General features: G+C 71.1%; 21 protein-coding genes. 20 read left to right on the plus strand and 1 reads right to left on the minus strand.

The window, feature by feature from the left end; translation table 11 throughout:
• Positions 1 to 138: 138 nt before the first annotated feature.
• The 14 genes from AC2RP6_RS31085 to nusB all read left to right on the plus strand — a co-directional run bounded on the left by AC2RP6_RS31085 (position 139) and on the right by nusB (position 13,425).
• Positions 139 to 579 carry a DUF948 domain-containing protein gene (locus tag AC2RP6_RS31085; protein ID WP_030656194.1) on the plus strand — a complete coding sequence of 147 codons (441 nt, stop codon included), beginning with the start codon at positions 139 to 141 and terminating at the stop codon, positions 577 to 579.
• 7 nt (positions 580 to 586) lie between these two features.
• On the plus strand, positions 587 to 931 hold the full coding sequence (locus tag AC2RP6_RS31090; protein WP_385914100.1) for a DUF6167 family protein: 345 nt from the start codon (positions 587 to 589) through the stop codon (positions 929 to 931).
• The gene (alaS, locus tag AC2RP6_RS31095; protein WP_486449176.1) at positions 931 to 3,600 is read left to right on the plus strand and encodes an alanine--tRNA ligase; all 2,670 of its coding nucleotides are present in this window, start codon (positions 931 to 933) and stop codon (positions 3,598 to 3,600) included. The genes AC2RP6_RS31090 and alaS overlap by 1 nt, the downstream gene beginning before the upstream one ends.
• 2 nt (positions 3,601 to 3,602) lie before the next feature.
• Complete coding sequence (ruvX, locus tag AC2RP6_RS31100) at positions 3,603 to 4,073, plus strand: Holliday junction resolvase RuvX (protein WP_030656200.1); 471 nt, start codon at positions 3,603 to 3,605, stop codon at positions 4,071 to 4,073.
• 129 nt (positions 4,074 to 4,202) lie between these two features.
• Complete coding sequence (gene mltG, locus AC2RP6_RS31105) at positions 4,203 to 5,945, plus strand: endolytic transglycosylase MltG (RefSeq protein WP_486449177.1); 1,743 nt, start codon at positions 4,203 to 4,205, stop codon at positions 5,943 to 5,945.
• 6 nt (positions 5,946 to 5,951) lie between these two features.
• The gene (locus AC2RP6_RS31110) at positions 5,952 to 6,779 is read left to right on the plus strand and encodes a shikimate dehydrogenase (RefSeq protein WP_486449178.1); all 828 of its coding nucleotides are present in this window, start codon (positions 5,952 to 5,954) and stop codon (positions 6,777 to 6,779) included.
• Between the two features lie 249 nt (positions 6,780 to 7,028).
• A complete protein-coding gene (gene aroC / locus AC2RP6_RS31115; RefSeq protein WP_364851860.1) occupies positions 7,029 to 8,213 on the plus strand; it encodes a chorismate synthase in 1,185 nt (394 codons plus the stop codon).
• Entirely contained in the window at positions 8,210 to 8,728 is a 519-nt protein-coding gene (locus tag AC2RP6_RS31120) for a shikimate kinase (RefSeq protein ID WP_486449179.1), read from the plus strand. The genes aroC and AC2RP6_RS31120 overlap by 4 nt, the downstream gene beginning before the upstream one ends.
• Positions 8,725 to 9,816, plus strand: coding sequence for a 3-dehydroquinate synthase (gene aroB / locus AC2RP6_RS31125; protein ID WP_486449180.1), 1,092 nt, complete (start codon positions 8,725 to 8,727; stop codon positions 9,814 to 9,816). Before AC2RP6_RS31120 ends, aroB begins: the two co-directional genes overlap by 4 nt.
• The gene (aroQ, locus tag AC2RP6_RS31130) at positions 9,813 to 10,253 is read left to right on the plus strand and encodes a type II 3-dehydroquinate dehydratase (protein WP_486449181.1); all 441 of its coding nucleotides are present in this window, start codon (positions 9,813 to 9,815) and stop codon (positions 10,251 to 10,253) included. Before aroB ends, aroQ begins: the two co-directional genes overlap by 4 nt.
• Positions 10,254 to 10,345: 92 nt before the next feature.
• Positions 10,346 to 11,134, plus strand: a complete 789-nt coding sequence (locus tag AC2RP6_RS31135) for an AAA family ATPase (protein ID WP_486449182.1) — start codon at positions 10,346 to 10,348, stop codon at positions 11,132 to 11,134.
• Between the two features lie 121 nt (positions 11,135 to 11,255).
• Entirely contained in the window at positions 11,256 to 12,362 is a 1,107-nt protein-coding gene (locus AC2RP6_RS31140; protein WP_053625032.1) for an aminopeptidase P family protein, read from the plus strand.
• Between the two features lie 59 nt (positions 12,363 to 12,421).
• Positions 12,422 to 12,988, plus strand: a complete 567-nt coding sequence (gene efp / locus AC2RP6_RS31145; protein ID WP_030656220.1) for an elongation factor P — start codon at positions 12,422 to 12,424, stop codon at positions 12,986 to 12,988.
• 2 nt (positions 12,989 to 12,990) lie between these two features.
• A complete protein-coding gene (gene nusB, locus AC2RP6_RS31150; protein ID WP_486449183.1) occupies positions 12,991 to 13,425 on the plus strand; it encodes a transcription antitermination factor NusB in 435 nt (144 codons plus the stop codon).
• Between the two features lie 212 nt (positions 13,426 to 13,637).
• Here the strand turns inward: nusB and bldD are convergent, their stop codons facing one another.
• On the minus strand, positions 13,638 to 14,138 hold the full coding sequence (gene bldD / locus AC2RP6_RS31155; protein ID WP_030026184.1) for a transcriptional regulator BldD: 501 nt from the start codon (positions 14,136 to 14,138) through the stop codon (positions 13,638 to 13,640).
• 285 nt (positions 14,139 to 14,423) lie between these two features.
• Between bldD and pyrR the strand changes: the two genes are divergently transcribed.
• The 6 genes from pyrR (at position 14,424) to carB (ending at position 22,419) form a co-directional block, all read left to right on the plus strand.
• The gene (gene pyrR / locus AC2RP6_RS31160; protein ID WP_486449184.1) at positions 14,424 to 14,999 is read left to right on the plus strand and encodes a bifunctional pyr operon transcriptional regulator/uracil phosphoribosyltransferase PyrR; all 576 of its coding nucleotides are present in this window, start codon (positions 14,424 to 14,426) and stop codon (positions 14,997 to 14,999) included.
• Between the two features lie 111 nt (positions 15,000 to 15,110).
• Entirely contained in the window at positions 15,111 to 16,106 is a 996-nt protein-coding gene (locus tag AC2RP6_RS31165) for an aspartate carbamoyltransferase catalytic subunit (RefSeq protein ID WP_486449185.1), read from the plus strand.
• 2 nt (positions 16,107 to 16,108) lie between these two features.
• Positions 16,109 to 17,395 (plus strand): dihydroorotase, encoded by a 1,287-nt coding sequence (locus AC2RP6_RS31170; protein ID WP_486449186.1) that lies wholly within the window; start codon positions 16,109 to 16,111, stop codon positions 17,393 to 17,395.
• Positions 17,392 to 17,973, plus strand: a complete 582-nt coding sequence (locus tag AC2RP6_RS31175) for a PH-like domain-containing protein (protein WP_486449187.1) — start codon at positions 17,392 to 17,394, stop codon at positions 17,971 to 17,973. Before AC2RP6_RS31170 ends, AC2RP6_RS31175 begins: the two co-directional genes overlap by 4 nt.
• Positions 17,970 to 19,118: a glutamine-hydrolyzing carbamoyl-phosphate synthase small subunit gene (carA, locus tag AC2RP6_RS31180; RefSeq protein WP_486449188.1), complete on the plus strand. Its 1,149-nt coding sequence runs from the start codon at positions 17,970 to 17,972 to the stop codon at positions 19,116 to 19,118. The genes AC2RP6_RS31175 and carA overlap by 4 nt, the downstream gene beginning before the upstream one ends.
• Positions 19,111 to 22,419: a carbamoyl-phosphate synthase large subunit gene (gene carB, locus AC2RP6_RS31185; RefSeq protein ID WP_486449189.1), complete on the plus strand. Its 3,309-nt coding sequence runs from the start codon at positions 19,111 to 19,113 to the stop codon at positions 22,417 to 22,419. Before carA ends, carB begins: the two co-directional genes overlap by 8 nt.
• Positions 22,420 to 22,460 lie beyond the last annotated feature (41 nt).

Below are 22,460 nucleotides of genomic sequence, written 5' to 3' on the forward strand. Positions count from 1 at the left end.
GATGCGCTGCGTCCAAGACGTGTCGCCCCGACCCCGAATTCGGGTACGGCCGGGTATCCCCGGCGCGATAGGGTCGGAGGACCATTTGTAGGAATCGCTGCCGCCGGCGGTTCGGGTACAGACAGAGAGCGGTGTGACGTGTCCGGTGTAGAGGTGGCCGGGATCATCGTGGCCGTCTTCTGGGCCATCCTGATCTCCTTCCTCGCCGTCGCCCTGGTGCGGCTGGCCCAGGTGCTCAGGGCGACCACCAAGCTGGTGTCCGAAGTGACCGACCAGGCTGTACCGCTCCTGGCCGACGCCTCCAGCACCGTCCGCTCCGCGCGCACCCAGCTCGACCGGGTCGACGCCATCGCGAGCGACGTCCAGGAGGTCACCTCCAACGCCTCCGCGCTGTCCTCCACCGTGGCCACCGCCTTCGGGGGACCGCTCGTGAAGGTCGCGGCCTTCGGCTACGGCGTCCGCAAGGCGCTGGGCAAGGGGGACGCCGCCCCGGGCGGTGTGCCGCCGAGGGCATCCCGCCGTACTGTGATCGTTGGCCGAACGGTGCCGGCCGCCCGGCGCCGGAAGCAGAAGGACTGAGACGCCGATGTTCCGCCGAGCCTTCTGGTTCACCGCAGGCGCAGCCGCCGGCGTGTGGGCCACCACCAAGGTCAACCGTCAGCTCAAGAAGCTGACTCCGGAGAGCCTCGCGGCCCAGGCCGCCGACAAGGCCGTCGAGGCGGGTCACCGCCTCAAGGACTTCGCCCTCGACGTCAAAGCGGGAATGACACAGCGCGAGGACGAGCTGAACGATGCACTGGGGCTCCACCAGGACCCCGACCGGCCCGACAACGTCACCGCCCTCCCCGGGCCGCGGCGGCTGCGGGCCATCGAGAACGACCAGATCGACCACCGACCAAAGCTTTCGTACAACCGGAATGAGGACCACTGATGGAGTCGGCTGAAATCCGCCGCCGCTGGCTGAGCTTCTTCGAGGAGCGCGGTCACGCCGTTGTCCCTTCGGCGTCGCTCATCGCGGACGACCCGACTCTGCTGCTGGTCAACGCGGGCATGGTGCCGTTCAAGCCGTACTTCCTCGGTGAGACCAAGCCGCCGGCCCCGCGCGCCACCAGCGTGCAGAAGTGCGTCCGTACGCCCGACATCGAAGAGGTCGGCAAGACCACCCGCCACGGCACGTTCTTCCAGATGTGCGGCAACTTCTCCTTCGGCGACTACTTCAAGGAAGGCGCCATCAAGTACGCCTGGGAGCTGCTCACCAGCTCCGTGGCGGACGGCGGCTACGGCCTGGAGCCGGAGAAGCTCTGGATCACCGTCTACCTCGACGACGACGAGGCCGAGACGATCTGGCGCGACGTGATCGGCGTCCCCGCCGAGCGCATCCAGCGCCTGGGCAAGAAGGACAACTTCTGGTCCATGGGCGTGCCCGGCCCCTGCGGCCCCTGCTCCGAGATCAACTACGACCGCGGCCCCGAGTTCGGCGTCGAGGGCGGCCCGGCCGTCAACGACGAGCGGTACGTCGAGATCTGGAACCTCGTCTTCATGCAGTACGAGCGGGGCGCCGGTGACGGCAAGGAGGACTTCCCGATCCTCGGCGACCTGCCGTCCAAGAACATCGACACCGGCCTCGGCCTGGAACGCCTCGCGATGATCCTGCAGGGCGTGCAGAACATGTACGAGACCGACACCCTGCGCGTGGTCATGGACAAGGCCACCGAGCTCACCGGCGTGCGCTACGGGGCCGCCCAGAACACCGACGTGTCGATGCGCGTGGTCGCCGACCACATCCGCACCTCCGTCATGCTCATCGGCGACGGCGTCACCCCCGGCAACGAGGGCCGCGGCTACGTGCTGCGCCGCATCATGCGCCGCGCCATCCGCAACATGCGCCTCATGGGCGCCACGGGCCCGGTCGTCCAGGACCTCGTCGACGTCGTGATCAACACGATGGGTCAGCAGTACCCGGAGCTGGTCACCGACCGCAAGCGCATCGAGACCGTCGCGCTCGCCGAGGAAGCCGCCTTCCTGAAGGCCGTCAAGGGCGGCACCAACATCCTCGACACCGCCGTGACCGAGACCAAGGCCGCCGGCGGCACGGTCCTGTCCGGCGACAAGGCGTTCCTGCTCCACGACACCTGGGGCTTCCCGATCGACCTCACCCTGGAGATGGCCGCCGAGCAGGGCCTCTCCGTGGACGAGCCCGGCTTCCGCCGCCTGATGCAGGAGCAGCGCGACCGCGCCAAGGCCGACGCCAAGGCCAAGAAGACCGGCCACGCGGACATGTCCGCCTACCGGGAGATCGCCGACGGCGCCGGCGCCACCGAGTTCACCGGCTACGCCACCAACCAGGGCGAGTCCACCATCGTCGGCCTGCTGGTGAACGGCGTCTCCGCGCCCGCCGCCTCCGAGGGCGACGACGTCGAGGTCGTCCTCGACCGCACCCCCTTCTACGCCGAGGGCGGCGGCCAGCTCGCCGACCAGGGCCGGATCAAGCTCGACTCGGGCGCGGTCATCGTCGTCCGCGACGTGCAGCAGCCGGTACCGGGCGTCTCCGTGCACAAGGGGTCCGTCCAGGTCGGCGAGGTGACGGTGGGCGCGTCGGCGTACGCCGCCATCGACGTGAACCGCCGCCGGGCCATCGCCCGCGCCCACTCGGCCACGCACCTGACCCACCAGGCGCTGCGCGACGCCCTCGGCCCCACGGCCGCCCAGGCCGGCTCCGAGAACAGCCCCGGCCGCTTCCGCTTCGACTTCGGTTCCCCGAACGCCGTCCCCGGCTCGGTCCTCACCGACGTCGAGCAGAAGATCAACGACGTGCTCTCGCGCGAGCTCGACGTCACCGCCGAGATCATGAGCATCGACGAGGCGAAGAAGCAGGGCGCCATCGCCGAGTTCGGCGAGAAGTACGGCGAGCGCGTGCGCGTCGTGACCATCGGCGACTTCTCCAAGGAGCTGTGCGGCGGCACCCACGTGGGCAACACCGCCCAGCTGGGACTGGTGAAGCTGCTCGGCGAGTCCTCCATCGGCTCCGGCGTGCGCCGCGTCGAGGCCCTGGTGGGCGTGGACGCGTACAACTTCCTCGCCAAGGAGCACACGGTCGTCGCCCAGCTCCAGGAGCTGGTCAAGGGCCGCCCGGAGGAGCTGCCGGAGAAGATCGCCTCGATGCTCGGTAAGCTGAAGGACGCCGAGAAGGAGATCGAGAAGTTCCGCGCGGAGAAGGTCCTCCAGGCCGCCGCCGGTCTCGCCCAGAACGCCCAGGACATCAAGGGCGTGGCCCTCGTCGTGGGCCAGGTCCCGGACGGCACCGGCGCCGACGACCTGCGCAAGCTGGTCCTCGACGTCCGCGGCCGCATCCCCGGTGACCGGCCGGCCGTCGTGGCCCTCTTCACCGTGGCGAACGACCGCCCGCTGACCGTCATCGCCACCAACGAGGCCGCCCGCGAGCGCGGCTTCAAGGCCGGTGACCTGGTCCGCACCGCCGCCAAGACCCTCGGCGGCGGCGGTGGCGGCAAGCCGGACGTCGCCCAGGGCGGCGGCCAGAACCCGGCAGCCGTCCCCGACGCCATCAGCGCCGTCGAGCGCCTCGTCGTCGAGACGGCCTGACGATGACACTGCGCCGCGGCCGCCGACTGGCCATCGACGTCGGGGACGCCCGGATCGGGGTCGCGTCCTGCGACCCCGACGGGGTGTTGGCCACACCGGTGGAAACCGTTCCGGGCCGGGACATCCCCTTCGCCCACCGGCGGCTGCGGCAGCTCGTCGAGGAGTACGAGCCCCTCGAAGTCGTGGTCGGCCTCCCCCGCTCGCTCAGCGGGCGGGAGGGGCCGGCCGCGGCCAAGGTGCGCGCCTTCGCGGGTGAACTCGCCAAGGGCATCAAGCCGGTGACGGTCCGTCTGGTGGACGAGCGGATGACCACGGTCACTGCCGCCCAGGGTCTGCGGGCCTCCGGCAGGAACGCGAAGAAGGGGCGGTCGGTGATCGACCAGGCCGCCGCTGTGGTGATCCTCCAGAACGCTCTTGAGACCGAACGGGTATCAGGTAATCCGCCTGGCGAGTGCGTCGAAGTGGTTGTCTGATCGCGATACGGTAACGTTCCGCGCGATGAGACGGCATTCGAACAGCCGTCGCCCACCGTCAAAGAGGCGGAACCGGGCGCCAGGGACGAAGAGGTCCGTGGCCCTGCGTCTCGCGGCTCTAGGGGACCGATGACTGAGTATGGCCGGGGCCGTGGCCCCGAACCCTGGCACCCCGAGGACCCCCTGTACGGGGACCAGGGGTGGACCGGGCACCAGACCCAGCAGGGCCAGGTGCCGTACAACGGTGCCCCGCAGCAGGAGTACCAGCAGGAGCCCCAGTACCAGCAGCAGTACCCCCAGCAGCCGCAGTACCAGGAGTACCAGCAGTACCCCGAGTACCAGCAGCAGCCGTACGCGCAGCAGCAGTACGCACAGCCCCAGCAGGGGTACGCCCCGCAGCAGGCCCAGCACCCGCAGCAGGCGCCGCAGCAGTACGCCCAGCAGGGGCAGCCCCAGCAGCCGGTGTACGACAGCCAGGGCTGGGACACCGGCCAGGGCCAGTACACGGCGGCGGTGCAGACCGACCCGTACGCGGGCGCGGACTACGCGCAGCACCCGTCGGCCGGATACCCGGGCGAGACCCCCGACCTCTACGGCACGCCGGAGGCCTACCCGCCGCCGCAGCCCCCGGGCCGGCGCCACCTGGAACCGGAACCGGTCGAGGAGGAGGAGCCCGAGACGGACCTCCCCGTCGGCGGTGCGGGCGGTCGCGACGGCGACGACGACGCCGAGGGCGACGAGCCCGCGGGCCGTCGCGGCGGCCGTACGCCCAAGGGCGGCAAGAAGCAGCGCAGCGGCACGGCCTGCCTGCTCGCCGCCGTGGTCATCCTGGGCGTGCTCGGCGGTGGCGGCTACTACGGCTACAACTACATCAAGGTGAGGTTCGCGCCCGCCGAGGACTTCGCGGGCGAGGGCGCCGGCGAGGTCGTGGACGTCGAGATCCCCAAGGGCGCGGGCCTGGGGCAGATGGGCCGCATCCTCAAGGAGGCGGGCGTCGTCGCCAGCGCCCAGGCGTTCGTCGACGCGGCCAACGCCAACCCCAAGGGCAAGTCCATCCAGCCCGGCGTCTACCCGATGAACAAGAAGATGTCGGGTGCGGCCGCCGTCGCGCTGATGATCGACCCCACCAAGCTGAACGTCATCACCGTCACCGAGGGCATGCGCAACTCCAAGGTGTACGAGGCGATCGACAAGAAGCTGGGCAAGCCCGAGGGCACCACGAAGGAGATCGCCCAGCGCGAGGCCAAGAACCTGGGGCTGCCCGCCTGGGCCGGCAACAACCCCAAGCTCATCGACCCGCTCGAAGGCTTCCTGTTCCCGACGCGCTACGACCTGAGCAAGGACAGCACCCCCGAGTCGCTGCTCAAGCTGATGGTCAAGAACGCCTCCGACAAGTACGCGGAGCTGGGCATCGAGGCCAAGGCCAAGGAGCTGGGGCTGGAGAACCCGCTCCAGGTCGTCACGGTCGCCAGCCTCGTCAACGCCGAGGGCAAGAACCACGACGACTTCCGCAAGATGTCCGAGGTCGTCTACAACCGCATGAAGAAGACCAACGACGTCACGAACCAGAAGATCGAGTTCGACTCGACGTACAACTACGTCAAGAACCAGAGCGAGATCAACTTCAACCTCAAGGAAGCCCAGGCGTTCAACAACCCGTACAACACCCACTTCATCAAGGGGCTGCCGGTCGGCCCCATCGGGAACCCGGGCATGGACGCGCTGACCGCTACGCTCAACCCGGACCACGGTGGCTGGATGTTCTTCGTGTCGGTCGACGGCAACACGACGACCTTCACCAAGACCTACGACGAGCACCTCAAGCTCGTCGCGGAGTTCCAGGAACGGCAGAAGCAGAAGAACGGCGGGTAGCAGGACATGACACGGATACGGGCCGCGGTGCTGGGTTCGCCCATCGAGCATTCGCTCTCACCGGTGCTCCACCGTGCCGCCTACCGGGAGCTCGGCCTCGACAACTGGTCCTACGACCGCTTCGAGATCGACGAGGCCGCGCTCCCCGGGTTCGTCTCGGGGCTCGGCCCCGAGTGGGCCGGGCTGTCGCTGACCATGCCGCTCAAGCGGGCGGTCATCCCGCTGCTGGACGGCGTCAGCGACACGGCCGCCGCCGTCGAGGCCGTCAACACGGTCGTCCTCACGCGGGACGGCCGGCGCCTCGGTGACAACACCGACATCCCCGGCATCGTCGCCGCGCTCCACGAGCGCGGCGTCGAGAAGGTGCCCTCGGCCGCCGTCCTCGGCGCCGGGGCCACGGCCTCCTCGGCGCTGGCCGCCCTCTCGCGGATCTGCACCGGCGAGGTCACGGCCTACGTCCGCTCCTCGGCGCGCGCCGACGAGATGCGGCAGTGGGGCGAGCGGCTCGGCGTCCCCGTCCGCACGGCCGACTGGTCCGGGGCGGCCGCGGCGCTGGAGGCGCCCCTGGTCATCGCGACCACCCCGGCGGGAGCCACCGACGCACTGGCCGCGGCCGTCCCGGCCGCGCCGGGCACCCTGTTCGACGTCCTCTACGACCCCTGGCCGACCGCCCTCGCCGCGGCCTGGTCGCAGCGCGGCGGAAAGCTCCTGGGCGGCCTGGACCTGCTCGTGCACCAGGCGGTCCTCCAGGTCGAGCAGATGACCGGCCGTTCCCCGGCGCCGCTCGAAGTGATGCGGCGAGCGGGCCTGGCGGCCCTGTCGGGAGCCCACTGACATCCCGGCTGTCACCCGGCGGTGACGTCGCGGCCGTCCTCCCCGGACCCGTCGGTTCCGTGGGTCCGTGGACCGCCGTCAGCCGGCTCCGCGGCCGCCGCAGCCCGGTCCGCTGACCACCGGGGCGTCCGACAGCTGGACCGGGGCCCAAGAAACCGTTCCGGACGTGGGAGGATTCGGGTGAGGCGGGTCCGGGCCGCGCACCCGATCGCGCCGTCGCAGTACCAGGCGCGAGCATGAGGAGCATCGTTGAGCAGGTTGCGTTGGCTGACCGCGGGAGAGTCGCACGGACCGGCACTGGTCGCGACGCTGGAGGGTCTTCCCGCCGGCGTCCCGGTCACCACCGAGCTGGTGGCCGATCACCTGGCCAGGCGCCGGCTCGGCTATGGCCGCGGTGCCCGCATGAAGTTCGAGCAGGACGAGATCACCTTCCTCGGCGGTGTCCGCCACGGCCTGTCCCAGGGCGGACCGGTCGCGGTCATGATCGGCAACACCGAGTGGCCGAAGTGGGAGACCGTCATGTCGGCCGACCCGGTCGACCCCTCGCTGCTCAAGGACACCGGCCGCAACGCGCCGCTGACCCGTCCGCGCCCCGGCCACGCCGACCTCGCGGGCATGCAGAAGTACGGCTTCGACGAGGCCCGGCCGATCCTGGAGCGCGCCAGCGCCCGTGAGACCGCCGCCCGCGTCGCCCTCGGCGCCGTCGCCCGCTCCTTCATCAAGGAGGTCGCCGGCATCGAGATCGTCTCCCACGTCGTCGAGCTGGCCGCGGCCAAGGCGCCCTACGGCGTCTACCCGACCCCCGCCGACGTCGACCGGCTCGACGCCGACCCGGTGCGCTGCCTCGACGCCGACGCCTCGAAGGCGATGGTCGCGGAGATCGACCAGGCCCACAAGGACGGCGACACCCTCGGCGGCGTCGTCGAGGTGCTGGCCTACGGCGTCCCGGTCGGCCTCGGCTCCCACGTCCACTGGGACCGCCGTCTCGACGCCCGCCTCGCCGCCGCCCTCATGGGCATCCAGGCCATCAAGGGCGTCGAGGTCGGCGACGGCTTCGAACTCGCCCGGGTGCCCGGCTCCAAGGCGCACGACGAGATCGTCTCCACCCCCGAGGGCATCAAGCGCACCTCCGGCCGTTCCGGCGGCACCGAAGGCGGCCTGACCACCGGCGAGCTGCTCCGCGTCCGCGCCGCGATGAAGCCCATCGCGACCGTCCCGCGCGCCCTCGCCACCGTCGACGTCGCCACCGGCGAGGCGGCCGTCGCCCACCACCAGCGCTCCGACGTCTGCGCCGTGCCGGCCGCCGGCATCGTCGCCGAGGCGATGGTCGCCCTCGTGCTGGCCGACGCCGTCGTCGAGAAGTTCGGCGGCGACTCGGTCCCCGAGACCCGCCGCAACGTCCGCTCCTACCTCGACAACCTGCAGATCCGGTGACGGCCGGACCGCTCGTCGTCCTCGTCGGGCCCATGGGGTCCGGCAAGTCCACGGTGGGGGCGCTGCTCGCCGAGCGGCTCGGCGTCCCCTACCGGGACACCGATGCCGACATCGTCAGCGCCCAGGGGCGGCCGATCTCCGACATCTTCGTCGACGAGGGCGAGCCGTACTTCCGCGAGCTGGAACGGCAGGCCGTCGCGGCCGCCGTCTCCGGACACACCGGAGTCCTCGCCCTCGGCGGCGGCGCCGTCCTCGACGCGGGCACCCGCGCGCTGCTGACCGGTCTGCCCGTCGCCTACCTCTCGATGGACGTCGAGGAAGCGGTACGGCGCGTGGGCCTCGGCGCCGCCCGCCCGCTGCTCGCCGTCAACCCGCGCCGCCAGTGGCGCGAGCTGATGGAGGCCAGGCGCCCCCTCTACACCGAAGTCGCTCGCGTCGTCGTGGCCACCGACGACCGCACCCCCGAAGAGGTCGCCCAGGCGGTCCTCGACGCTCTGGAGTTGAAGGACGTATGACAGACCAGGTGACGCGGATCCACGTCGGCGGAAGCGCCGGCCATGACCCGTACGACGTGCTGGTCGGGCAGCAGCTGCTCGGCGAGCTCGGCTCCCTGATCGGTACGAAGGCCCAGCGGGTCGCCGTCATCCACCCCGAGGCCCTCGCCTCGACCGGTGAGGCACTGCGCGACGACCTCGCCGACCAGGGCTACGAGGCGGTCGCCATCCAGGTGCCGAACGCCGAGGAGGCCAAGACGGTCGAGGTCGCCGCCTACTGCTGGAAGGCGCTGGGCCAGTCCGGCTTCACCCGCACCGACGTCATCGTCGGCGTCGGCGGCGGAGCCACCACCGACCTCGCGGGCTTCGTGGCGGCCGGCTGGCTCCGCGGCGTGCGCTGGGTCGCCGTACCGACCACCGTCCTGGCGATGGTGGACGCGGCCGTCGGCGGCAAGACCGGCATCAACACCGCCGAGGGCAAGAACCTCGTGGGCGCCTTCCACCCGCCCGCCGGCGTTCTGTGCGACCTGGCCGCGCTGGAGTCGCTGCCGGTCAACGACTACGTCAGCGGCCTCGCCGAGATCATCAAGGCCGGCTTCATCGCCGACCCGGTGATCCTCGACCTGATCGAGGAGGACCCGCAGGCGGCCCGCACGCCCGCCGGTCCGCACACCGCCGAACTGATCGTGCGCTCCATCCGGGTCAAGGCCGACGTCGTCTCCAGCGACCTCAAGGAGTCGGGACTCCGCGAGATCCTCAACTACGGCCACACCCTCGCGCACGCCATCGAGAAGAACGAGCGCTACAAGTGGCGGCACGGCGCGGCCGTCTCCGTCGGCATGGTCTTCGCCGCCGAACTCGGCCGGCTCGCCGGCCGCCTCGACGACGCGACAGCCGACCGGCACAAGGAGGTCCTCGCCTCCGTAGGCCTGCCGCTGACCTACCGCGGCGACCAGTGGCCCAAGCTGCTCCAGACCATGCAGGTCGACAAGAAGTCCCGCGGCAACCTGCTGCGCTTCATCGTCCTCGACGGCCTGGGCAAGCCGACCGTCCTGGAGGGCCCCGACCCGGCGCACCTGATCGCCGCCTACGGCGAGGTGTCGGCGTGAGCCGCCCCGTCCTCGTGCTGAACGGCCCGAACCTGGGCCGTCTCGGCTCGCGCGAGCCCGACGTGTACGGGGCCACCTCGTACGCGGGCCTGGTGGAGAGCTGCCGCTCCCTGGGCGAGGAGCTCGGCTTCGACGTAGAGGTCCGCGAGACCAATGACGAGGGCGAGATCATCCGCTGGCTGCACGAGGCGGCGGACGGGAAGATCCCCGTGGTCATCAACCCCGGGGCCTTCACCCACTACTCGTACGGCATGCGGGACGCGGCCGCGCAGCGCACGGCGCCGCTGATCGAGGTGCACATCTCGAACCCGTACGCCCGCGAGGAGTTCCGGCACACCTCGGTCATCGCACCCGTGGCCACCGGGACGGTGGCGGGCTTCGGGATCGGCTCCTACCGGCTGGCGCTGCGTGCGCTGGCGGAAGAGATCGACTCCTGACACACCCGCCCGGTGGCCTGGTGGACGGCCGGGCCTCCGCGGTCATATAACGTTCTCGCATCAGTCGCAGGAACGAGACGGAGTGGCAGCGGATGCACCAAGGAGTGGGTGGCGGGGGCTGGGGGCAGCCGGGGCAGCGTCCGGCGCCCCCGCAGCCGCCCATACCCCCGGCCCAGGGCTGGCCGGGTGCGCACCCGCCCCCGCCGCCGGCCCAGCAGCAGGCCCCGTCCCCGCACCAGGCGCCGGCCCCGCCGCCCCCGGTGGCGCCCGTACCGGAGACCACCGGGCACATCCCGCTGCCGCCCGCGGTGGCGGGAACCGGCGGCGCCGTGCTCGCCGTCCTGCTGATCGGGCCCGCCGGGGCGGGCAAGACGACCGTGGCCCGGCACTGGGCCAGCACCCGTCCCGTGCCGACCGCCCACGTCAGCCTGGACGACGTCCGCGAATGGGTCTGCTCCGGCTTCGCCGACCCGCAGGCCGGCTGGAACGAGCACTCCGAGGCCCAGTACCGGCTCGCCCGCCGCACCTGCGGCTTCGCGGCCCGCAACTACCTGGCCAACGGCATCTCCTGCATCCTCGACGACGCCGTCTTCCCCGACCGGCCCGTGGTGGGACTGGGCGGCTGGAAGCGGCACGTGGGCCCCACGCTGCTGCCGGTCGTGCTGCTGCCCGGCCTGGAGATCGTCCTGGAGCGCAACGCCGAACGCTCCGGCAACCGCCGACTCTCCGACGAGGAGGTCGCCCGCATCCACGGCCGCATGGCGGGCTGGTACGGATCCGGACTGCCGATCATCGACAACTCCCACCTCGACGTCGAAGGCACCGCCCGCGCCCTCGACGAGGCCCTGGCCAGAGCCCTTCCGGCCCCCAACGGCTGGTAGCGGTCCAGAGGTGCGGCCCGGCGGGCCGGGCCGGGAACGGGGGCGGGCGGCCCGCCGTACCGCGCCTCGTCCGGACGCGCTCGCCGGGCCGGATCCGCAGGGCGCTCGTACCCTCGAAGACATGTCAGACGTGTACGCCGCCCGTCGGGGCCTGCTTCGCGACCGATGCGCCGCCGCGGGGAACGCCGCAGCGCTGATCACGCGTCCGGCGAACGTCCGCTACCTTTCCGGGGCGTCACCGCTCGGCGCCGTACTGCTCGTCGGGCCGACCGAGGACGCGATGTTCTGCGCCGGCGCCCCCACCGGCGAGGCCGACGAGGGTCGCCTGGACGAGCACCTCCGGGTCACCGTGCTGGCCGGCCGCGGTGGAGACCCCGCCGTCGCGGCGGCCGACGCCGCCTCGGCCGTACGGGCCGACTCGCTCGCCGTGGAGGAGCACCACCTCACCGTCGCCCGGCACCGGGCGCTGCGGTCCGTCGCGCCCAAGCTGCGCCTCGCCGACCTCGGCAACGCGGTCGAGCAGCAGCGCCTCGTCAAGGACGAGGGCGAGATCGCCTGCCTGCGGATTGCCGCCGAGATCGCCGACCAGGCCCTGGGCGAGCTGCTGGAGTCCATCCTCGTCGGGCGCACCGAACGCCACCTCGCGCTGGAGCTGGAGCGCCGGCTCGTCGACCACGGCGCGGACGGCCCGGCCTTCCCGACCTCCGTCGGCACCGGCCCGCACAGCGGCCGGTCGAGGCACCGGCCCTCCGACCGCAGGGTGGAGGAGGGGGACTTCCTCTCCGTCTGCCTGGGCGCCAACTACCGTGGCTACCGCTGCGAGATCGGCCGGACCTTCGTCATCGGCACCACCCCGGCCGACTGGCAGATCGAGCTCTACGACTGCGTCTTCACCGCCCAGCGGGCGGGCCGGGAGGCGCTCCTGCCGGGGGCCGCCTACCGGGAAGTGGACCACGCGGCCCGGTCCGTACTGGACTCCGCGGGGCACGCGGAAGCCCTCGCTCCATGGACGGGACACGGGGTCGGCCTCGAAATCGACGAGGACCCGCAGCTTGCACCTACGGCAATGGGTAAACTGGACGCTTGCGTGCCGGTCACCGTCGAACCGGGGGTTCACCTCCCCGGCCGGGGAGGTGTCCGGATCGATGACACGCTCGTCGTACGCCCCGAGGCGGACGGCGGTCCCGAGCTACTCACCATTACGACCAAGGAGCTGCTCGCGCTCTAGCCCGCACTGCCGGGTAGTGCGCGCACCCGTGGTCTTCCAGTGCAGGAGATTCCGCAACCGTGGCTTCCACGAACGACCTCAAGAACGGCATGGTGCTCAAGCTCGACGGTGACCAGCTCTGGTCCGTCGTCGAGTTCCAGCACGTCAAGCCCGGCAAGGGCCCGGCCTTCGTGCGCACCAAGCTCAAGCACGTGCTCTCCGGCAAGGTCGTCGACAAGACCTTCAACGCCGGCACGAAGGTCGAGACGGCCACCATCGACCGCCGTGACATGCAGTTCTCGTACATGGACGGCGAGTACTTCGTCTTCATGGACATGCAGACCTACGACCAGCTGATGGTCGACAAGAAGGCCGTCGGCGACACCGCCAACTTCCTCATCGAGGGCTTCACCGCCTCCGTGGCGCAGCACGAGGGCGAGGTGCTCTACGTTGAGCTCCCGGCCGCCGTCGAGCTGACCATCGAGCACACCGACCCGGGCGTCCAGGGCGACCGCTCCACCGGCGGCACCAAGCCCGCCAAGCTGGAGACCGGCCACGAGATCCAGGTCCCGCTCTTCGTCACCACGGGCGAGAAGATCAAGGTCGACACCCGCACCAGCGCCTACCTCGGCCGGGTGAACAGCTAACCGTGGCTGCCCGGAGCAACGCGCGCAAGCGCGCCTTCCAGATCCTCTTCGAGGCCGACCAGCGCGGGGTGTCCGTCCGCGAGGTCCTCGCGGACTGGATCCGCCACGCGCGGTCGGACGACCGGCAGCCGCCGGTCAGCGCCTTCACGATGGATCTCGTCGAGGGTTACGCCGACAAGGTGAACCGCATCGACGACCTGATCGTCACCTACGCCGTGGACTGGGACCTCGACCGCATGCCGGTCGCGGACCGGAACATCGTGCGGCTCGGTGCCTACGAGCTGATCTGGGTGGACGACACCCCGGACGCCGTGGCCATCGACGAGGCCGTCCAGCTCGCCAAGGAGTTCTCGACGGACGAGTCCCCCTCGTTCGTGAACGGGCTGCTGGCCCGGTTCAAGGACCTCAAGGCCAGCCTGCGGCGCAGCGAGAGCTGACCGCACGCCGCCGACGGCAGCACCGGCACCGCCATTCGGAAGGGCCCGCAGCGCACGCGCTGCGGGCCCTTCCGATGTCGCCGGACCCAGCCGTCCGACGGCCGCAGGGGCGCGGGGTGAGGGCGGCGGGCACGAAAAACCGGTGGGCACCCGGCCCCCGCAAGAGCCCGGCACCCACCGGTAAACGTTTCTGCTGGTGTGCGGTCCGAGGATCAGACGTCCTCGTGCGCCACCGCGCGACGGGCGTCCGCGTCCAGCACGCCCCAGCTGATCAGCTGCTCGGTCAGGACCGACGGCGACTGGTCGTAGATGACGGCCAGGGTGCGCAGGTCGTCCTGGCGGATCGACAGCACCTTGCCGTTGTAGTCACCGCGCTGGCTCTGGATCGTCGCCGCGTAACGCTGCAGCGGGCCGGCCTTCTCTGCGGGGACGCCCGCCAGACGCTCCAGGTCGAGGCGCAGCTTCGGCGGCGGCTCGGCCGCACCGCCGGGAGTCGTGCCCGGCAGCAGTTCCTGCACCGGCACCCCGTAGAAGTCCGCCAGCTCGGCCAGGCGCTGGACGGTCACGGCGCGGTCCCCGCGCTCGTACGACCCGACCACCACGGCCTTCCAACGGCCCTGCGACTTCTCCTCGACACCGTGGAGGGAAAGGCCCTGCTGGGTGCGGATGGCGCGGAGCTTGGCCCCGAGCTGTTTGGCGTATTCGCTGGACATAACGCTCCCGGACGCTGTGACGCTGTGACTGCATGGACACTGCGACTGCATAACTGTGCGGCTGCGCCGCGCGGCTGGTAACTCACTGTGAGGTTACGCAGCGTTACTTGGGTGCGTCAAGCCGAATGGTCTTCGTCCCCCCGCGAAGGCGGCGCCAGCGGGGCCGTGGACGCCCCCGCGCCGGCCCCGGGTGCCGGGCCACCGCCGCTGCCCTGGTACCGTGGGAGACGTACATCAGACGTCCTTTAAGGTCCGTCCCGTGAGGCGGAGAAGGAGGTCCTTTTCATGGACGCCCAGCAGAACTCCGATTCCGCGCGCCCCGTGCTGGAGGCGCAGGACATCGCACGGGTCCTGACCCGTATCGCCCACGAGATCGTCGAACGCGCCAAGGGCGCCGACGACGTGGTGCTCCTCGGCATCCCCACCCGCGGTGTGTACCTGGCCCGCCGGCTTGCGGCCAAGCTCGAAGAGATCACCGGCACGAAGATCCCGGTCGGCTCCCTCGACATCACCATGTACCGCGACGACCTGCGGATGAAGCCCGCCCGCGCCATCGGCCGCACCGAGATCCCCGGTGACGACCTCGACGGCCGCCTCGTCGTCCTCGTCGACGACGTCCTCTTCTCCGGCCGCACCATCCGCGCCGCGCTCGACGCCCTCGGCGACCTCGGCCGCCCGCGCGCCGTCCAGCTCGCGGTCCTCGTCGACCGCGGCCACCGCGAGCTGCCGATCCGCGCCGACTACGTCGGCAAGAACCTCCCCACATCGCTGCGGGAGACCGTCAAGGTCCAGCTCCAGGAGGAGGACGGCCGTGACGCCGTGCTGCTCGGCCAGCGGACCGACCGGGCAGCAGGGCTGTAGCCCACCACGACGACGGGCCCCGGCGGGGTCCGCGCCGAGCCCTGCCCTGCCCGCCCGCACCCCTGCACGTCCGTCCGCCTGCATGCCCTCCCGACCTACGGAGCCATCCAGATGAAGCGCCACCTCATCTCGGCCGCCGACCTCACGCGCGACGACGCCGTCCTGATCCTCGACACCGCCGAGGAGATGGCCCGCGTCGCGGACCGGCCGATCAAGAAGCTGCCCACCCTGCGCGGCCTGACCGTCGTCAACCTCTTCTTCGAGGACTCGACCCGTACCCGGATCTCCTTCGAGGCCGCCGCCAAGCGGCTCTCCGCCGACGTCATCAACTTCTCCGCCAAGGGCTCCTCGGTTTCCAAGGGCGAATCGCTGAAGGACACCGCGCTGACCCTGGAGGCGATGGGCGCCGACGCGGTCGTCATCCGCCACCACGCCTCCGGCGCCCCCTACCGGCTCGCGACCTCCGGCTGGATCGACTCCGCCGTCGTCAACGCCGGCGACGGCACCCACGAGCACCCCACCCAGGCCCTGCTGGACGCCTTCACCATGCGCCGCCGCCTCGTCGGCCGCGACGCCGGCCTCGGCAAGGACCTGGGCGGCCGCCGCATCACCATCGTCGGCGACGTCCTGCACAGCCGCGTCGCCCGTTCCAACGTCCACCTCCTGCACACCCTCGGCGCCGAGGTCACCCTGGTGGCCCCGCCCACGCTGGTCCCGATCGGCGTCGAGACCTGGCCGTGCGAGGTCTCGTACAGCCTCGACGACGTGCTGCCGAAGTCGGATGCGGTGATGATGCTCCGTGTGCAGCGCGAACGCATGAACGCGGCCTTCTTCCCGACCGAGCGCGAGTACTCCCGCCGCTACGGCCTCGACGGCGACCGCATGGCCAAGATGCCCGAGCACGCCATCGTGATGCACCCCGGGCCGATGAACCGCGGCATGGAGATCACCGCCCAGGTCGCCGACTCCGACCGCTGCACGGCCGTCGAGCAGGTCGCCAACGGCGTCTCCACCCGGATGGCCGTCCTCTACCTGCTGCTCGGGGGCTCCGAGCCCGCCGTCACGACCACCCCCGCCGCCCCCGCCCGTACCGAGGAGACCAAGTAACCATGAGCAAGATCCTTATCCGTGGCGCGAAGGTACTCGGCGGCGAGGCGCAGGACGTCCTGATCGACGGCGAGACCATCGCCGAGGTCGGCCGGAACCTCTCCGCCGAGGGCGCGACCGTCATCGAGGCCGAGGGCCAGGTCCTCCTCCCCGGCCTCGTCGACCTGCACACCCACCTGCGCGAGCCCGGCCGCGAGGACTCCGAGACCGTCCTGACCGGCACCCGCGCCGCAGCCTCCGGCGGCTACACCGCCGTCTTCGCCATGGCGAACACCTTCCCGGTCGCCGACACCGCCGGCGTCGTCGAGCAGGTCTGGCGCCTGGGCAAGGAGTCCGGCTACTGCGACGTGCAGCCCATCGGCGCCGTCACCGTCGGCCTGGAGGGCAAGCAGCTCTCCGAGCTGGGCGCCATGCACGAGTCCGCCGCCCGCGTCACCGTCTTCTCCGACGACGGCAAGTGCGTCGACGACGCCGTGATCATGCGCCGCGCCCTGGAGTACGTGAAGGCCTTCGGCGGCGTCGTCGCCCAGCACGCCCAGGAGCCCCGCCTCACCGAGGGCGCCCAGATGAACGAGGGCATCGTCTCCGCCGAGCTCGGCCTCGGCGGCTGGCCCGCCGTCGCCGAGGAGTCGATCATCGCCCGCGACGTCCTCCTGGCCGAGCACGTCGGCTCCCGCGTCCACATCTGCCACCTCTCCACCGCCGGCTCCGTCGAGATCGTCCGCTGGGCCAAGTCCCGCGGCATCGACGTGACCGCCGAGGTCACCCCCCACCACCTGCTCCTCACCGACGAGCTGGTCCGCTCCTACAACGCGGTCTACAAGGTCAACCCGCCGCTGCGCACCGAGCGCGACGTCACGGTCCTGCGCGAGGCCCTCGCCGACGGCACGATCGACATCGTCGCCACCGACCACGCCCCGCACCCGCACGAGGACAAGGACTGCGAGTGGGCCGCCGCCGCCATGGGCATGGTCGGCCTGGAGACCGCGCTCTCCGTCGTCCAGCAGACGATGGTGGAGACCGGACTCCTCGACTGGGCGGGCGTCGCGGAGCGGATGTCCTTCGCCCCGGCGCGCATCGGCGGCCTCGCGGGCCACGGCCGTCCCGTCTCGGCAGGTGAACCCGCGAACCTGACCTTGGTCGATACCTCGTACCGTGGTGTCGTGGACCCCGCACACTTCGCCTCCCGGAGCCGCAACACGCCCTACGAGGGCCGTGAGCTTCCGGGACGCGTCACTCACACCTTCCTGCGGGGCCGGGCAACGGTCGTGGACGGGAAACTGGCGTGACACCTGCAGTGATCCAACTGGCCGCCGAGGCCGCCGAACGACAGTCGGCGGAGGTGACCGAGGTCGGCGCACGCATCGCGTGGGTGGTCGGCCTGGTCGTCTTCATCGCGTTCGTGTACTGGCTGATGCGGCAGGGCTGGAAGTGGCGAGGGGCCCTGCAGAACGATCTGCCCGAGCTCCCGACCACCCCCGACGGCCTCCCCGCGCACCGCCTGGCCCTGACCGGCCGGTACCACGGCTCCACCACCGCCGGGCAGTGGCTCGACCGGATCGTCGCCCACGGTCTGGGCCTCCGCAGCCGGGTCGAGCTCACGCTCACCGACGCGGGCCTGGACGTGGTCCGACCGGGTGCGAACGACTTCTTCGTACCGGCCGCGCAGCTGCGCGGCGCCCGCCTCGACAAGGGAATCGCGGGCAAGGTACTCACCGAGGGCGGTCTGCTCGTCGTCACATGGGCGCACGGCGACAAGCTGATCGACTCCGGATTCCGCTCCGACCGGGCGGCCGAACACGCCGCCTGGGTCGAAGCGATCAACCTCATGAACCCATCCATCACGACGGAAGGCGCCGAACGATGACGACCTCCACCAGGGGAGCAGCCAAAGCTCCCGCCGTACTCGTCCTGGAGGACGGCCGCATCTTCCGCGGCCGCGCCTACGGCGCAGTGGGGGAGACCTTCGGCGAGGCCGTGTTCTCCACCGGCATGACCGGCTACCAGGAGACCCTCACCGACCCGTCGTACCACCGGCAGGTCGTCGTGATGACCGCCCCGCACGTGGGCAACACCGGCGTCAACGACGAGGACCCCGAGTCCTCCCGCATCTGGGTCTCCGGCTACGTCGTCCGCGACCCCGCCCGCGTCCCGTCCAACTGGCGCTCCCGGCGCACACTGGACGAGGAACTCGTCCGGCAGGGCGTCGTCGGCATCTCCGGCGTCGACACCCGCGCCCTGACCCGGCACCTGCGCGAGCGCGGCGCCATGCGCGTCGGCATCTTCTCCGGCGAGGCCTGGACCGGCATCCGCGACGAGGCCCTCCTGGCCAAGGTCCGCTCCCAGCCCGAGATGAAGGGCGCGAACCTCTCCGCGGAGGTCGCCACCAAGGAGACGTACGTCGTCCCCGCGATCGGCGAGAAGCGCTTCACCGTCGCCGCCGTCGACCTCGGCATCAAGGGCATGACCCCGCACCGCATGGCCGAGCGCGGCATCGAGGTCCACGTGCTGCCCGCCACCGCCACCGTCGAGGACGTGTACGCGGTGAACCCGGACGGCGTGTTCTTCTCCAACGGCCCGGGCGACCCGGCCACCGCCGACGGCCCCGTCGCCGTCATGCAGGGCGTCCTGGAGCGCAGGACCCCGCTCTTCGGCATCTGCTTCGGCAACCAGATCCTCGGCCGCGCGCTCGGCTTCGGCACCTACAAGTTGAAGTACGGCCACCGGGGGATCAACCAGCCGGTCCAGGACCGCACCACGGGCAAGGTCGAGGTCACCGCGCACAACCACGGCTTCGCCGTGGACGCGCCCCTCGACAAGGTCTCCGAGACCCCCTACGGCCGCGCCGAGGTCTCCCACGTCTGCCTGAACGACCAGGTCGTCGAAGGTCTCCAGCTGCTCGACCAGCCGGCCTTCTCCGTCCAGTACCACCCCGAAGCTGCCGCCGGCCCGCACGACGCCGCGTACCTCTTCGACCGTTTCGTATCCCTGATGGAGGCCGAGCGTGCCTAAGCGCACCGATATCCAGTCCGTCCTGGTCATCGGCTCCGGCCCGATCGTCATCGGCCAGGCCGCGGAGTTCGACTACTCCGGCACCCAGGCCTGCCGCGTACTCAAGGCCGAGGGCCTGCGCGTCATCCTGGTCAACTCCAACCCCGCGACGATCATGACCGACCCGGAGATCGCCGACGCCACGTACGTCGAGCCGATCACCCCCGAGTTCGTCGAGAAGATCATCGCGAAGGAGCGCCCCGACGCGCTGCTCCCCACCCTGGGCGGCCAGACCGCGCTGAACACCGCCATCTCCATGCACGAGCAGGGCGTGCTGGAGAAGTACGGCGTCGAGCTCATCGGCGCCAACGTCGAGGCCATCAACAAGGGCGAGGACCGCGACCTCTTCAAGGGCGTCGTGGAGGCCGTCAAGGCCAAGATCGGCTACGGCGAGTCCGCCCGCTCGGTCATCTGCCACTCCATGGACGACGTCCTGAAGGGCGTCGACACCCTCGGCGGCTACCCCGTCGTCGTCCGCCCCTCCTTCACCATGGGCGGCGCCGGCTCCGGCTTCGCCCACGACGAGGACGAACTGCGCCGCATCGCCGGCCAGGGCCTCACGCTCTCCCCGACCACCGAGGTGCTCCTGGAGGAGTCCATCCTCGGCTGGAAGGAGTACGAGCTGGAGCTGATGCGCGACACCAAGGACAACGTGGTCGTCGTCTGCTCCATCGAGAACTTCGACCCGATGGGCGTCCACACCGGCGACTCCATCACCGTCGCCCCCGCCATGACGCTCACCGACCGCGAGTACCAGCGGCTGCGCGACATCGGCATCGCGATCATCCGCGAGGTCGGCGTCGACACCGGCGGCTGCAACATCCAGTTCGCGATCGACCCGGTCGACGGCCGCGTCATCGTCATCGAGATGAACCCGCGCGTCTCGCGCTCCTCGGCGCTCGCGTCGAAGGCCACCGGCTTCCCGATCGCCAAGATCGCCGCCAAGCTGGCCATCGGCTACACGCTCGACGAGGTCCCCAACGACATCACCGAGAAGACCCCGGCCTCCTTCGAGCCGACCCTCGACTACGTCGTCGTCAAGGCCCCGCGCTTCGCCTTCGAGAAGTTCCCGGTCGCCGACGCCACCCTCACCACCACCATGAAGTCGGTCGGCGAAGCCATGGCCATCGGCCGCAACTTCACCGAGGCCCTCCAGAAGGCCCTGCGCTCCCTGGAGAAGAAGGGCTCGCAGTTCACCTTCGTCGGCGAGCCCGGCGACAAGGACGAGCTCCTCGCCACCGCCGTGCGCCCCACCGACGGCCGCATCAACACCGTCATGCAGGCCATCCGCGCCGGTGCCACCCAGGAGGAGGTCTTCGAGTCCACGAAGATCGACCCCTGGTTCGTCGACCAGCTCTTCCTCATCAAGGAGATCGCCGACGAGCTCGCCGGCGCCGAGAAGCTGGAGCCCGCGCTGCTCGCCGAGGCCAAGCGGCACGGCTTCTCCGACGCCCAGATCGCCGAGATCCGCGGCCTGCGCGAGGACGTCGTCCGCGAGGTCCGCCACGCCCTCGGCGTCCGCCCGGTCTACAAGACGGTCGACACCTGCGCCGCCGAGTTCGCCGCGAAGACCCCGTACTTCTACTCCTCCTACGACGAGGAGTCCGAGGTCGCCCCGCGCACCAAGCCCGCGGTCATCATCCTGGGCTCCGGCCCGAACCGCATCGGCCAGGGCATCGAGTTCGACTACTCCTGCGTCCACGCCTCCTTCGCCCTCAGCGACGCCGGCTACGAGACCGTGATGGTCAACTGCAACCCGGAGACCGTCTCCACCGACTACGACACCTCCGACCGCCTGTACTTCGAGCCGCTGACGCTGGAAGACGTGCTGGAGATCGTCCACGCCGAGTCCCTGGCCGGCCCCATCGCGGGGGTCGTCGTCCAGCTCGGCGGCCAGACCCCCCTGGGCCTCGCCCAGGCCCTCAAGGACAACGGCGTCCCCGTCGTGGGCACCTCCCCGGAGGCCATCCACGCCGCCGAGGACCGCGGCGCCTTCGGCCGCGTCCTCGCCGAGGCCGGCCTGCCCGCCCCCAAGCACGGCACGGCCACCACCTTCGCCGGCGCCAAGGCGATCGCCGACGAGATCGGCTACCCGGTCCTGGTCCGCCCGTCCTACGTGCTCGGCGGCCGCGGCATGGAGATCGTCTACGACGAGACCCGCCTGGAGTCGTACATCGCGGAGTCCACCGAGATCTCCCCGACCCGCCCCGTGCTGGTCGACCGCTTCCTCGACGACGCCATCGAGATCGACGTCGACGCCCTCTACGACGGAAACGAGCTCTACCTCGGCGGCGTCATGGAGCACATCGAGGAGGCCGGCATCCACTCCGGCGACTCGGCCTGCGCCCTGCCCCCGATCACCCTCGGCGGCTACGACATCAAGCGCCTGCGCGCCTCCACCGAGGGCATCGCCAAGGGCGTCGGCGTCCGCGGCCTGATCAACATCCAGTTCGCGATGGCCGGCGACATCCTCTACGTCCTGGAGGCCAACCCGCGCGCCTCCCGGACCGTGCCCTTCACCTCGAAGGCCACCGCCGTCCCCCTCGCGAAGGCCGCCGCCCGCATCTCGCTCGGCGCCACCATCGCCGAACTGCGCGAGGAGGGCCTGCTCCCGAAGACGGGCGACGGCGGCACCCTGCCGATCGACGCGCCGATCTCCGTCAAGGAGGCCGTCATGCCGTGGTCGCGCTTCCGCGACATCCACGGCCGCGGCGTGGACACGGTCCTCGGCCCGGAGATGCGCTCCACCGGCGAGGTCATGGGCATCGACGCCGTCTTCGGCACCGCCTACGCCAAGTCCCAGGCCGGCGCCTACGGCCCGCTGCCCACCAAGGGCCGCGCCTTCATCTCCGTGGCCAACCGCGACAAGCGCTCGATGATCTTCCCGGCCCGCGAGCTCGTCGCCCACGGCTTCGAGCTGATGGCCACCTCCGGCACCGCCGAGGTCCTGCGCCGCAACGGCATCAACGTCACCGTGGTGCGCAAGCTCAGCGAGGGCGAGGGCCCGAACGGCGAGAAGACCATCGTCCAGCTCATCCACGACGGCCAGGTCGACCTGATCGTCAACACCCCGTACGGCACCGGCGGCCGCCTCGACGGCTACGAGATCCGCACCGCCGCCGTGGCGCGCGGCGTCCCGTGCCTGACCACGGTCCAGGCACTCGCCGCGGCCGTCCAGGGCATCGACGCGCTCAACCGCGGCGACGTGGGCGTCCGCTCCCTCCAGGAGCACGCGGAGCACCTGACCGCGGCCCGCGACTAGCAGCCCGTACGAAAGGGGGGCACCGGCGACCACGACCGGTG

It is taken from the genome of Streptomyces sp. WAC03905 (genome assembly GCF_057371075.1).